The organism is Diaphorobacter aerolatus (assembly GCF_014489535.1).
GTDB lineage: Bacteria > Pseudomonadota > Gammaproteobacteria > Burkholderiales > Burkholderiaceae_C > Diaphorobacter_A > Diaphorobacter_A aerolatus.
The window spans coordinates 95423-107448 of the sequence record NZ_CP060783.1; the positions used below are offsets into that span (position 1 = coordinate 95423).

A 12026-nucleotide genomic window follows, 5' to 3' on the forward strand; every position below is an offset into this window, starting at 1 on the left:
GAGCTTACTGAAGCATGGGCTTGAGCACCGGCCACACGTTGGCAAGCAGCAAGGGCTGGGCGGTTGCATTGGGGTGAATCCGGTCCGTCTGGAATAGACGCGTCGGGTCGGCATCGTCGGCCACGCCCTTGAGCAAAAACGGCACCAGCGCGGTCTGGTACTTCCTGGCGACGGCGGGGAACACCTCGCCGAACTGCTGGGTGTACTTGCCGCCATAGTTCGGCGGGACCTGCATACCCACGAGCAGGACCTTGGCGCCAGCCTTCTGCGACTGCTCGATCATCCACGAGAGGTTGTCGTCGGTGTTCTTGAGCGGCAGGCCACGCAGCGCATCGTTCGCACCCAGCTCCAGAATCACCAGCGTGGGCTGATGGGTCTTGAGCAGCGCGGGCAGGCGCGAGCGGCCACCGGACGTGGTGTCGCCGCTCACGCTCGCGTTGACCACCCTGGCGTCCAGCCTGTCTGCGGCAATCTGCTTTTCCAGCAAAGCCACCCAACCCGTGCCACGCGCCAGACCGTATTCGGCGCTGATCGAGTCACCGAGCACCAGAATCCTTGCCGTCTTGCCCGGCGCAGCCTGCGCGCCGCAAGCCCACGCGGCACATGTGAGCACCATGCTCGCGATACAGTCACGTCGATTCATCGCTTGATCTATCCTTGTGTCCTTGCTGTTGTCCAGCCATCCCGAGTGAGAGTGCCCATGACCGTTTCCAGTTCCGTCCCTGCCGCTGTCGCCACTGCCGAACCCATCATTGCCGTCGAGCATGTCTACAAGTCAGTGGAGGACTCCACCGGGTCGCTGGACATTCTGCGCGATATCGATTTCCGTCTCGCCCGCAAGGAAACGGTGGCCATCGTCGGGGCGTCGGGCTCGGGCAAGAGCACGCTGCTGTCGATCATCGCCGGGCTGGACACTCCGAGCAAGGGCACGGTGCGAATGGCAGGGCAGGACATGTTCGCGCTCGACGAGGATGCGCGGGCCGCGTTGCGCGGGCAGAAAATGGGCTTTGTATTCCAGAGCTTCCAGCTCATGGGCAATCTCACGGCACTTGAAAACGTGATGCTGCCGCTCGAATTGGTCGCCGACCGGCAGGCGCGCGCAAGGGCGCAGGAGATGCTGGAGCGCGTGGGGCTGGGCCAGCGATTGAATCACTACCCCAAGGTGCTCTCGGGCGGCGAGCAGCAACGTGTGGCGCTGGCCCGGGCCTTCGTCGTGCAACCGGCAGTGCTGCTGGCCGACGAGCCTACGGGCAGCCTCGATTTTGCGACCGGCGAAACCATCATGCAGCTCATGTTCGACCTGAACCGCGAGCAGGGTACGACGCTGGTGATGGTCACGCACGACCGCGCAATCGCCGCGCGCTGCGACCGGCGCATCGTGATCGAGGCCGGTCGCGTGTCGAATATCGACTAGGGCCTGTTCACACAACCCACGGGGTCGCGCAAGCCCGAAGGGTTGCGCAGTCTTGGGCGTCTGCGGCGTTGCAGGCTCTCGCAAGGTACCTACCTTGCTTCGAGCCCGCGCCTTGCATCCCATCCCAAGACTGCACAACGCGATCCCCGTGCGCTGGGTGAACAGGCCCTAAGGTTCCGCTACGTCCGGTTTTTTGCCATGTCGGCGGCAGCGGTGAACAGCACGTCGGTCGATGAATTCAATGCGGTTTCTGCCGAGTCCTGCAGGATGCCGATGATGAAACCGATGCCGACCACCTGCATCGCCACGTCGTTGGAAATGCCGAACAGGCTGCAGGCAAGCGGAATCAGCAGTAGCGAGCCACCGGCCACGCCCGATGCGCCGCACGCGCAGACCGAGGCCACGACGCACAGCAGCAGCGCGGTGGGAATGTCGACCACGATGCCGAGCGTGTGCGCAGCGGCCAGCGACAGCACGCTGATGGTGATGGCCGCTCCCGCCATGTTGATGGTCGCGCCCAGCGGAATCGCCACGCTGTAGGTGTCTTCGTGCAGGCCCAGGCGCTTGGCGAGCGCCAGATTGATCGGGATATTGGCCGCCGAGCTGCGCGTGAAGAACGCGGTCACGCCGCTCTCGCGCAGGCAGGTGAGCACGAGCGGGTAGGGGTTTCGGCGGATCATGAACCAGACGATGAGGGGGTTCACCACCAAGGCCACGAAGAGCATGCAGCCGACCAGCACCGCGAGCAGTTGCGCATAGCCCCTGAGAGCGGCCAGACCGGAATCGGCAAACGTGGTGGCCACCAGACCCAGAATACCGAGCGGCGCAAAACGGATCACCACCTGGATGATCCTGGTGACCGCCTCCGACAGGTCCTGCAGCGAGTTCCGCGTGCCTTCGCTCGCATGGCGCAGCGCCATGCCAAGACCCACGGCCCAGGCCAGAATCCCGATGTAGTTGGCGTCGGCAATCGCCTTCACGGGGTTGCTGGTCACATTCATCAGCAACGACAGCAGGACTTCGGAGATCGAGCCCGGCGCATTCATGCCCTCGGCGGGCGCATTCAGAACCAGGCTGCTCGGAAACATGAAACTGGCCGCCACGGCCACGCATGCGGCAGCCAGCGTGCCGACCACGTACAACGCGAGGATCGCCCTGATCCGCGTGGCCTCGCCGACCTTGTGATTGCTGATCGCCGCAATCACGAGCACGAACACCAGAACCGGTGCCACCGCCTTGAGCGCCGCGATGAACAGCGTCCCCAGCAGCGAGAGTTGCGCGGCAACACCGGGAGACACAAGCGCGATGACGATGCCAAGCACCAGCGCCAAGGCGATCTGCGCAACCAGGCTGGTGCGGCGGTACAGGTTCAGGATGGGAGAAGGAATCATGTGCTGTGGACCCATGCCGACGACGCTCATCGGGTGGTTGAGCGCGTGGACACCGGGTGCGTCCGATAAAGAGAATCGCCACGATGCGATGCGGATCATCGGCGGCGTGGTGCGGGCGTTTGCGGGAGTGGCCGATATTCTACGATCGGGCGAATACCGCTCAGGTGGTGCAGGATTGCGCGCGCTCGCCAAGCTGCAGCAGGTAGGCGGCAAACAGTTCGCTCGACCTTTGGCGGAACATGCGGATGCGGCCCGTGTGGCTGAGCACGAGCAGGCCACCGCGTGGGCGAAAAGGGCGGTCACCTCGGCCAGCGCTGCCGCTTCGCTCATGCCGAGTGCCAGCAACGCCGCCTGAACCGGGGAGAGCGCATCGCGCAGGCGCTGGTTGAGCCGCTCGTCGAGTTCGCTGGTCAGGCCGCGCGGCTGCATGCCCTGAAACAGGTAGAAGCCCAGATCGAGATCGCGCGGATTGTCGGCATAGAACTTGAAGAACGCGGTCGCGGCCAGTTGCAGGCGCTTTTGAGGCGGCTTGGCCGTCTTGTCGACGGCCTTTTGCACGGCGGCGTTCAGGCGTTCCAGCGATTCGCCAAGGAGCGCCGCGTAGACCTCTTCCTTGCTCGCGAAATAACTGTAGATCGCGCCGGGCGTGTAGCCGGCGCGCTGGGCGATTTCGCGAATGCTGGTGCCCTCGAGCCCGGATTCGAAAAACACCGCACGCGCGGCATCGAGCACATGCTGGCGACGTGCATCGGACATGATCTTCTGGCGCGCGAGACGCGCATGGGTGGGCGGAGTCTTCGGGAGGGCTGCATTTCCGGGCATGTCCCGGATCATAGCGATTGATTAAATTATTGAACAGTGTTCAAATATTGAACGGTGTTCAATAAATTGAAATCCACCCCGATGAAGGAGTAAACCATGGATGTCCAGACTGCCGCGCCGACCCGAGTCGCGCTCATGAGTGGCGACGAATATCGCGAATCGCTGCGCCGCTTGAAACCGGTCGTCTACGTGGACGGTCAGTTGATCGAAAGCGTCGCGGATGCGACCTCGCTGCGCCCTGGCGTGAATGCGCTGGCGTTCACCTACGACTTCGCGCTGCGCCCGAAATGCAGCGTCTGGCGCTGGCCACGCAGTCGAGCCGCAATCGCGTGGTCAACCGCATGCTGCAGGTGAATGAATCGTCGGGCGATCTGCTCAACAAGCTTGAAGTGGTGCGCGTGCTGTGTCAGGAAACCGGCTGCGCGCAGCGCTATCTGGGCCACGACGCGCTCAACGGCATCGCACAGGCCGTCGCGCGGATCGATGACGAGCGCGGCAGTACCGAGCATCGCGCCCGCTTTGCCGCCTATCTTGCCGACGTGCAGGATCGCGACATCGCGCTCGGCGTTGCCATGACGGACGCCAAGGGCGACCGCAGCAAGAAGCCGCACCAGCAGGCCAATCCCGACACCTATGTGCATGTGGTGAGCCGTGATGCCAAGGGCATCGTGATCAGCGGCACCAAGGCCATCGTCACCGGCGCGCCATACATGCACGAGCTGCTGGTCATGCCGAGTCGCAACATGGGCCGGGAAGATGCGGATTTCGCCGTGTGTTGCGCCGTGCCGGTCGACGCTACAGGCGTGACGATGGTGTCGCGACCGGCAGGGCGGCCCGGTGAGAAGAACGAACACGGCGATGCGCTGTTTTCGCGCCAGTACGGCCAATCGACGGCCGTGGTCATCTTCGACAAGGTATTCGTGCCTTGGGATCGCGTGTTCTTTGAAGGCGAGTGGGAACTCAGCCACACGCTGACCTACAGCTACGCCACGCACCATCGCCACAGTTGCATCGCGGCGCGCGCGGGGTTTGGCGACCTGCTGATCGGCGCGGGCGCGTTGATGTGCGAGGCCAATGGGCTGTTGCCCGACGAAAAGAGCAATCTGCGCGAACCGATGGTCGAACTCATCAAGATCGTCGAGGGCTTCTATGCCTGCGGCGTCGCCGCGAGCGTCTACGCCACCCAGGACCGCCATAGCGGTAGCTTCATGCCCGATGCGGTGTTCAGCAACATCGGCAAGCTGCTGCTCGCGACGCAGATCTACGACATGCATCGCCTCGCGCACGAAGTGTCGGGCGGCCTGATCGTCGCGCTTCCCGGCCCGATGAGGATCACAACCCGGCCACGGCGGCCTCGCTCGCCGAAGTGCTGCGCGCCAACCCCGACGTGCCGGCGGACAAGCGGCTCGAGGTGGCGCGCTTCATGGAAGACCTCACCGCCTCCTACCAGGCGGGCTGGTATTCGCTGATCAGCCTGCACGGAGGCGGCTCGCCCGCCGCGCTCAAGCAGGAAATCTGGCGCAACTATCCGCTGGGCAACAAGGTGGACCTCGTGGAGCGCCTGCTCGACCGTGGCGTGCTTGCCGACGATGCAAACCGCTCCATCATGCGCAATCGCCAGCCGGGCCGTTGCTGCGACACGGGTTGCACCACGCCCGGACAAGCCGTGATGGTGCCGATTCCCACCTTGCCCTCCGAGGCCTGATCAACCCCCGGGTCGGCGCGCACGAGCAGGGCGCGGGATAATGGCAGGATGTCATCTACTCCCAAAGTCCTGTTCGGCTTTCATGCCGTCGGCGTGCGCATGAAGACCGCGCCGCAATCGATCATCGAGGTCTACTACGAAGCCACGCGCCGCGACGCGCGCATGCGCCAGTTCGTCGAGCGCGCCAAAGAGGCGGGCGTGCGGCTGATCGAGGCCGATTCGCTGCGCATTGCCAAGCTGGCCGGCAGCCACGGCCACCAGGGCGTGGCCGCGCGCGTGCAGGACATCGCGCAGGTGAAGTCGCTCGATGACCTGCTCGATCAGCTCGAAGCGGATGGCGTGAGAAATCCGCTCTTGCTGGTGCTCGACGGCGTGACCGATCCGCACAACCTCGGTGCCTGTCTGCGTGTGGCCGATGGCGCGGGCGTGCATGCGGTGATCGCGCCCAAGGACAACGCGGCAGGCATCAACGCCACGGTGGCCAAGGTGGCGAGCGGCGCGGCGGAGACGGTGCCGTACTTCATGGTGACCAATCTCGCCCGCACCCTGAACGAACTCAAGGAGCGCAACATCTGGTGCATAGGCACGAGCGGGGATTCCGACCGCACGATCTATCAGGTCGATCTCAAGGGCCCGGTCGCGCTGGTGCTGGGCGCGGAAGGGGATGGCATGCGGCAGCTCACGCGCAAGACCTGCGACGAACTGGTGAAAATTCCGATGCGGGGCGCGGTGGAAAGCCTGAACGTGTCGGTGGCCAGCGGCGTGTGTCTCTACGAAGCCGTGCGCCAGCGCGGGCTCTGATCGTCCGTCGGATCGGGGCCGTCCATTGAACGAGCGGGAATCGGCATCATGAGCAACGAAAACCGGACAGGGCAGAGCGAACACGAAGAGTCCATGGCCGTTGCCGCCGGATGGTGGCAGCGGCCAAAAACATCGTGGTGCTCACCGGCGCGGGCATCAGCGCCGAATCCGGCGTGCCGACCTTTCGGGACGCACAGACCGGTTTCTGGGCCAGGTACCGGCCCGAAGACATGGCCTCGCAGGCGGGTTATCGCGCCAATCCGGCGATGGTCTGGCGCTGGTACGAGCACCGCCGCGAGATGGTGGCCAGGGTGAAGCCCAACGCGGGCCATGTGGCACTGGCGGTGTTTGAAAAGCGGCATGCGGCAGGGCAGTTCACGCTCGTGACGCAGAACGTCGATGGCCTGCACCAGCGTGCCGGCAGCACCGACGTGCTGTGCCTGCACGGTGATCTGAATACCCAGCGCTGGCTGGATGCGCCCAAGGATTGCTGTCGTCTGGACGAGGCCGTGGCGGGCGATCCGCCGCGCTGTGGTCGCTGCGGCAATTTGCTGCGTCCGGCGGTCGTGTGGTTTGGTGAGGCGCTTGCGTCTCGCGTTCTCGACCGTGCGCAGCAGGCTGCCGAAGGCTGTGACCTGATGCTGGTCGTGGGTACGGCCGGAGCGGTCTATCCCGCTGCGGGGCTCGCGCGCCTCGCATCCCGCGCGCGTGCCAGCGTGCTGATCGTGAATCCCGCGCAGAGCGAACTCGATGACGCGGCCGATCTGATCGTGCGCAGCCCGGCGTCCGTGGCGCTGCCCCGGATACTGGGAACCGGCGAGACGCGAATCGCAGCCTGATCGCTTGTTCAGATCACGCCGAGCGCGCCCAGTGCCGCGCCCACGGCCAGCAACCACAGCAGGTGGATGCGCGTGCGCCAGACGAGCAGGGCCGTCACCGCCGTCACGCACCACAGCGGCCATGCGGCGAGTGGCCCGCCATGGGCGCTTGCAAGCACCCAGCCGGTCGCGCACAGCAGCCCGACGACCACCGGCGCCATGCCTTGCTTGAATGCGCGAACGGCACGTTTTTCGCGATGTCGTTGCGCCCAGCGCGTGGCCACGAAGGTGAGCGTGCTGCTTGGCAACAGAATGCCGACCATGCACACCAGCACGCCCAGACAGCCCAGCAACCATCCCAGGTGACTGCCTGCGGGCGCCGCGTTCATGCCGATGTTCCAGCCAAAGAGTGCCACGAACAGCACATTCGGGCCGGGCGCCGACTGCGCGATGGCGATGGAGTTGGTGAATTGCACATCGGTCAGCAGGCCGTGCTCGTCGACCAGATAACGGTGCATGTCGGGCGCGGCGGCAATCGCGCCGCCGACGGAGAGCAGGGACAGCACCAGGTAGTAGACGAAGAGGTTCAGCCAGTCGAGGAATTGCAGAGCGCCGTGAGTGTCCATGCTGCGCCTCGCTCAGGGTTTGGCTGCGGTCTGCGCTGGTCGACCAAGCCGGTACCAGGTGAACACACAGGCCGCGCCGCCCACCACGAGCAGCACAAAGCCGAGCGGAAAGCGCCACAAAGCCATGGCGGCAAAGGTGAGCGCCGCAAATACCCAGCACACGAGCTTCCCGAGCGGATGCCTGCGAAACGCCACGGCCAGCCGGAAGCCTGCGCCGATCACCAGGCCCGCCGCCACCGCACCCATGCCGCGCAGCGCTCCCGCCACTTGCGGCACGGCCGAGAAATGCTGGTACAGCACTGCGAGCACGATCACCAGCAGCATCGGAATGCACAGCATGCCGAGCACGGCGGTGATCGCGCCGCGCAGGCCGAAATAACGGTCGCCGATCATCATCGACAAATTGACCACGTTCGGGCCTGGAAGAATCTGAGCCACCGCCCAGTCCTCGATGAATTCTTCGTTGGTGAGCCACTGGCGGCGATCCACCAGCTCGCGCTGCACCACGGCGAGCACGCCGCCAAAACCCTGCAGGGCCAAAATGGTGAAGGCCCAGAACAATTCCCGCAAATTCGCGGGTCGTTGCAGCGCCGGAACTGGCGGATCGATGGGCGGAGCGGAAGCGGTCATTCGTTGTTGTCTTGTTGTCTCGGTCTTGTGCTCCGATGTTAAGCCCGGCGGCTCGGTCGGCGTGCGCGCCAAGGCATCGCCGAACGAGAAGCGGTCATCGGCTCCCGAGATGGATGCCGCTGCATCTGAACAGGCCTAACATCATGCCGATTTGCTGAAACCAACCAGGGGATCGCCATGAAGCTTGTCAGATACGGTACGCGCGGTCAGGAGCGGGCCGGTGTGGTCGATGATGCGGGTCGCGTGCGCGATCTCTCGATGCTGCTGCCCGATATCGGCCCGCGCAGCTTTCGCCGCGCACGCTGGCGGCGCTGGCCGCCATCGACGTGAGCCGGCTGCCGCAGGTGGAAGACGGTGTCCGGCTCGGCTGCCCGATTGCCGACGTTGGCAAGATCGTCTGCGTGGGCCTCAACTACCGGGATCACGCGCTCGAAGCAGGCATGGCCATTCCGGGCGAACCGGTGCTGTTCATGAAGGCCATTACCGCCTTGAGCGGGCCGAACGACGACGTACAGATTCCGCCGGGAGCCAGCAAGACCGATTGGGAAGTGGAGCTTGGCATCGTGATCGGCACTCGCGCCAGGCATGTCGGCAAGGACGATGCGCTGGGGCATGTCGCGGGCTTCGTGCTGGCCAACGATGTCTCGGAACGCACCTACCAGACCGAGCGCGGCGGCCAGTGGGACAAGGGCAAGAGCTACGACACCTTTGCGCCCATCGGGCCGTGGCTGGTCACGCCGGATGAACTCGGCGATCCGCACGCGCTCGGCCTGTGGCTGGATGTGAACGGTGAGCGCATGCAGGATGGGAACACGAAGAACTTCATCTTCGACGTGCCGACCATGCTGTCCTACATCAGCGATTTCATGACGCTCGAACCCGGCGACCTGGTGTTGACCGGCACACCCGCGGGAGTCGGACTCGGCCAGAAACCGCAGCCGCGATTCTTGCGCGCAGGCGATGAAATCCGGCTGGGGATTGAGGGCTTGGGTGAGCAGCGACTGAAGTGTGTGCAGAATTGACTTCGGTCACCCTTTTTTCAGACGCAGCTTTTTCTATCCATGAACGCTTTTTTGATGCTGGGCGGAGCGATCCTTGCCGAGGTGTTTGCCACGACCGCGCTCAAGTCTTCCAATGGCTTTGAACGTCTTGTTCCCAGCGTGCTCGCCGTGTTGGGATACTGCATATCGTTCTATCTGCTCTCGCAGGTGATGAAGACCATCCCCACGGGGTGGTCTACGCGATCTGGTCGGGCGTGGGAATCGTGCTGATCTCGCTCGTGGCGTGGTTGGTGCAGGGGCAAAAGCTCGATCTACCGGCAATGGCGGGCATGGCAATGATCGTCGCGGGCGTGATCGTGATTCAGCTCTTTTCCAAGACTTCCGGGCATTGACTGAGGTGGGTCGCGCGCAACGGAATCGATATTTTCACGGAGACAAACCATGGCACGCGTTCGCGTTGACGCTTTCAGCATTTCCCTTGATGGCTACGGCGCAGGCCCGCATCAGGATCTCGAACATCCGCTCGGCCTGGGCGGAACGGATCTGCACCAGTGGCTTCTTCCCACGCGCACGCTTCAGCGGGCCTTGTTCGGCAGGGAAGGGGGCACGCAAGGAGTCGACGACGAGTTCGCCGCACGCGGATTTCACAACGTCGGTGCGTGGATTCTTGGCCGCAACATGTTCGGCCCGATCCGGGGAAACTGGCCGGACTCGGAATGGAAGGGCTGGTGGGGCGACAGCCCTCCGTATCACGTGGCGGTGTTCGTGCTGACCCACTACCCGCGAGACTCCATCGTGATGGAGGGCGGCACGACTTTTCACTTCGTCACGGGCGGCATCCACGAGGCGCTGGATCGCGCGCGTGAAGCCGCAGGAGCAAGGGACGTGCGGATCGGCGGCGGCCCCAACACCATTCGCCAGTTTCTGCGCGCTGGACTCATCGATGAGCTGCACGTGGCGATCTCGCCAGTCTTGCTCGGCCAGGGCGAACCCCTGTTTGAAGGCATCGATCTGCGGACGCTGGGCTACGAATGCGTTGAATCCGTCGCGTCGGAGAAGGCCACGCACGTGGTGCTGCGGCGCCAGCCTAGCGCGGGCTAACGCCTTTCGCACGATGCACGGGGATCGTGGTGCGTGAGCAGGAGGCCCTACGCGGCCAGCGCCACTTCACCGCGCAACCGGCTCTGCACCGTCGTTCGCATGTTTCCGGGAGCCGACTGGAGCAGCGCGGGCCATTCGGCCTTGGCGCGCGCCACCAGTTCACGCAGCAATGCGATATGCCGTGATGCGCGCAGCAGCCCGGCGGATTTGATCAGCGCTTCAAGATCATCCCATCCCAGTCTGCGCATGGTGACGTCGATGGCCTTGTTGACGGCATATTGCTGAGGCAGCGTGCCTTCAAAGAACGAGGCCACGCACACGCAGTCGTACACCGGTGCGAGGCGAGGGTGTCGGCCATCCGGGTAGATCAACGCCCAGTTCTTGAGATGCGCATCGGTGTTGCCCATGAGGATCGCGGCGACGGTACGCGCGAGGAATTCGCGCGTGTCCTGCACCGGTTCGAGGCTCAGGCGATCAAGCACGCGCAGCATGGTCGGCCAGTCCTGCTGCAGGCCCTTGCCGTATTTGTGGCGCGGCGCATACCCGAGCGCCTGATTGAACTCTTCCATGTGAATCCGCGAGCCGTCCGGCAGGTGGTCAAAGCGCTGCACCGCAAGAATCTCGTCGAACGGCACGTGTTCGGGCAGATCGGCCTGCTCGCGCGTGATGATGCGGGCATCGGCGGTTTGTAGCCCCAGCGCCTGGCAGAGCTGGTAGCACGCGTATTCGTTGGCGACGAGATCCGGGTGATGGGTGGTCGGCAGCTTGAGAATCACGCTTCCCGCCGCGCCGCGCCGATGTACCGTGTAGCGGCGGCCGTCCTGCACGGCGCTGAATTTGGTGACGATGCCGGGCAGCGAGGTCGCGTCCTCGACCGGATATTCGACAAAGCCGGGCTCCAGCACGTCGAGCCCCTGCGTGGTATGCCAGTAGCGCACCACGTCAGGAATGTCCTCGTGTGGAGATATCGGCTCGACCTCGAGCGCGCCCATCAGGTCGTGACCGGCGGCGGCGAGCAACTCGAACTCGTCGTCGGGCGAGCAGCCGCGCTCCTGTGCGAGGCGCTCGCGGTTGTGGCCTTCGGGCAGCAGATTCTGGAAGTAGACCGGCCAGCGCCCATCGGTGCGCACCAGCCGCGCATCGCGCGCCGACGTCAGAATGCGCTGCGTATCCTGCTCGTTCGCGCCCAGATAGCTCAGCGACAGCGTGGGCCGGTTGGCGTCGGCGATGTAGTCGTTCTCGAACGAGACGCGCAGGATGTCGCCATACTGCGAGAGATAGCCAACCGCGCGCCGTCCGCCGCCCAGCGCAGCGGGCTGGTACGTGAACAGGCGCAGGTAGCGGATGGAGGTGGACATGATGTTCAGCGCGGCTTGCTTCTTCTGCCCTCGGGCTCGGCGGCGAACTGCTCCACCACCGATGGCGGTGCATCGGCTCCAGAGGGCTGACCCAGAAACTTGCCGCCCGACTGGACGAACGCCTGCAACGCGGGCACCAGATTGGCCGGGACAGCCATCAGTTCCATGCCCAGCACGCGGGACATTTCCGCGAGCGTGGAGTAACGCGGATCCACGTCCCCGGTTTCCGTGCGCTGCACGGCCATGCGCGAGAGGCCCGCGCGCTCGGCAAGCTGGGCTTGGGTGATCTGTTGCGCCTTGCGGGCGGCCACCAAAGAATCGATCAGTGCATCATTCATGATGATGCTTATCATACGCTT

Annotated in this window: 10 protein-coding genes and 4 pseudogenes; 7 read left to right on the forward strand and 7 right to left on the reverse strand. The window is 64.5% G+C overall.

Features of this window, described 5'->3' with window-relative positions; all coding sequences use genetic code 11:
* Positions 1–4 precede the first annotated feature (4 nt).
* Entirely contained in the window at positions 5–643 is a 639-nt protein-coding gene (locus tag H9K75_RS00445) for an arylesterase (RefSeq protein ID WP_187724353.1), read from the reverse strand.
* Positions 644–700: 57 nt separating this feature from the next.
* Here H9K75_RS00445 and H9K75_RS00450 point away from each other — a divergent pair, with 57 nt between their 5' ends.
* Positions 701–1414: an ABC transporter ATP-binding protein gene (locus tag H9K75_RS00450; RefSeq protein WP_187724354.1), complete on the forward strand. Its 714-nt coding sequence runs from the start codon at positions 701–703 to the stop codon at positions 1412–1414.
* A 179-nt stretch (positions 1415–1593) separates the two neighbouring features.
* Here the strand turns inward: H9K75_RS00450 and sstT are convergent, their stop codons facing one another.
* Positions 1594–2805, reverse strand: coding sequence for a serine/threonine transporter SstT (gene sstT / locus H9K75_RS00455; protein WP_187725850.1), 1212 nt, complete (start codon positions 2803–2805; stop codon positions 1594–1596).
* A 651-nt stretch (positions 2806–3456) separates the two neighbouring features.
* Positions 3457–3639, reverse strand: a pseudogene (locus H9K75_RS24970) (TetR/AcrR family transcriptional regulator); the annotation flags it as partial.
* Between the two features lie 84 nt (positions 3640–3723).
* Between H9K75_RS24970 and H9K75_RS00465 the strand changes: the two are divergent.
* From H9K75_RS00465 to H9K75_RS00475, 3 genes and pseudogenes are all read left to right on the forward strand, one after another.
* Positions 3724–5332: pseudogene (locus tag H9K75_RS00465) on the forward strand (4-hydroxyphenylacetate 3-hydroxylase family protein).
* Between the two features lie 48 nt (positions 5333–5380).
* The gene (gene rlmB, locus H9K75_RS00470) at positions 5381–6133 is read left to right on the forward strand and encodes a 23S rRNA (guanosine(2251)-2'-O)-methyltransferase RlmB (RefSeq protein WP_187724355.1); all 753 of its coding nucleotides are present in this window, start codon (positions 5381–5383) and stop codon (positions 6131–6133) included.
* Between the two features lie 110 nt (positions 6134–6243).
* On the forward strand, positions 6244–6972 hold the full coding sequence (locus tag H9K75_RS00475) for an SIR2 family NAD-dependent protein deacylase (protein ID WP_187724356.1): 729 nt from the start codon (positions 6244–6246) through the stop codon (positions 6970–6972).
* Positions 6973–6980: 8 nt separating this feature from the next.
* On the opposite strand, the gene H9K75_RS00480 is transcribed toward H9K75_RS00475, so the two are convergent.
* Together H9K75_RS00480 and H9K75_RS00485 are read right to left on the reverse strand one after the other, a co-directional pair.
* On the reverse strand, positions 6981–7577 hold the full coding sequence (locus H9K75_RS00480) for a chromate transporter (RefSeq protein WP_187724357.1): 597 nt from the start codon (positions 7575–7577) through the stop codon (positions 6981–6983).
* Positions 7578–7589: 12 nt separating this feature from the next.
* Positions 7590–8207 carry a chromate transporter gene (locus tag H9K75_RS00485; protein ID WP_187724358.1) on the reverse strand — a complete coding sequence of 206 codons (618 nt, stop codon included), beginning with the start codon at positions 8205–8207 and terminating at the stop codon, positions 7590–7592.
* A gap of 177 nt (positions 8208–8384) precedes the next feature.
* On the opposite strand from H9K75_RS00485, the pseudogene H9K75_RS00490 reads away from it, so the two are divergent.
* The 3 genes and pseudogenes from H9K75_RS00490 to H9K75_RS00500 all read left to right on the forward strand — a co-directional run bounded on the left by H9K75_RS00490 (position 8385) and on the right by H9K75_RS00500 (position 10309).
* A pseudogene (locus H9K75_RS00490) lies at positions 8385–9229 on the forward strand (fumarylacetoacetate hydrolase family protein).
* Positions 9230–9268: 39 nt separating this feature from the next.
* A pseudogene (locus H9K75_RS00495) lies at positions 9269–9600 on the forward strand (SMR family transporter).
* Between the two features lie 49 nt (positions 9601–9649).
* Complete coding sequence (locus tag H9K75_RS00500) at positions 9650–10309, forward strand: dihydrofolate reductase family protein (RefSeq protein ID WP_187724359.1); 660 nt, start codon at positions 9650–9652, stop codon at positions 10307–10309.
* 47 nt (positions 10310–10356) lie between these two features.
* On the opposite strand, the gene H9K75_RS00505 is transcribed toward H9K75_RS00500, so the two are convergent.
* Both H9K75_RS00505 and H9K75_RS00510 read right to left on the reverse strand, forming a co-directional pair.
* The gene (locus H9K75_RS00505; protein ID WP_187724360.1) at positions 10357–11667 is read right to left on the reverse strand and encodes a type II toxin-antitoxin system HipA family toxin; all 1311 of its coding nucleotides are present in this window, start codon (positions 11665–11667) and stop codon (positions 10357–10359) included.
* Positions 11668–11672: 5 nt separating this feature from the next.
* A complete protein-coding gene (locus H9K75_RS00510) occupies positions 11673–12005 on the reverse strand; it encodes a helix-turn-helix domain-containing protein (RefSeq protein ID WP_187724361.1) in 333 nt (110 codons plus the stop codon).
* Between the last annotated feature and the right edge of the window lie 21 nt (positions 12006–12026).

Coding starts and splice junctions, on each gene's coding strand:
- H9K75_RS00500 (WP_187724359.1), top strand. CDS start 9,650: ATGGCACGCGTTCGCGTTGACGCTTTCAGCATTTCCCTTGATGGCTAC.
- sstT (WP_187725850.1), bottom strand. CDS start 2,805: ATGATTCCTTCTCCCATCCTGAACCTGTACCGCCGCACCAGCCTGGTT.
- H9K75_RS00450 (WP_187724354.1), top strand. CDS start 701: ATGACCGTTTCCAGTTCCGTCCCTGCCGCTGTCGCCACTGCCGAACCC.
- H9K75_RS00505 (WP_187724360.1), bottom strand. CDS start 11,667: ATGTCCACCTCCATCCGCTACCTGCGCCTGTTCACGTACCAGCCCGCT.
- H9K75_RS00475 (WP_187724356.1), top strand. CDS start 6,244: ATGGTGGCAGCGGCCAAAAACATCGTGGTGCTCACCGGCGCGGGCATC.
- H9K75_RS00445 (WP_187724353.1), bottom strand. CDS start 643: ATGAATCGACGTGACTGTATCGCGAGCATGGTGCTCACATGTGCCGCG.
- H9K75_RS00480 (WP_187724357.1), bottom strand. CDS start 7,577: ATGGACACTCACGGCGCTCTGCAATTCCTCGACTGGCTGAACCTCTTC.
- H9K75_RS00485 (WP_187724358.1), bottom strand. CDS start 8,207: ATGACCGCTTCCGCTCCGCCCATCGATCCGCCAGTTCCGGCGCTGCAA.
- H9K75_RS00510 (WP_187724361.1), bottom strand. CDS start 12,005: ATGAATGATGCACTGATCGATTCTTTGGTGGCCGCCCGCAAGGCGCAA.
- rlmB (WP_187724355.1), top strand. CDS start 5,381: ATGTCATCTACTCCCAAAGTCCTGTTCGGCTTTCATGCCGTCGGCGTG.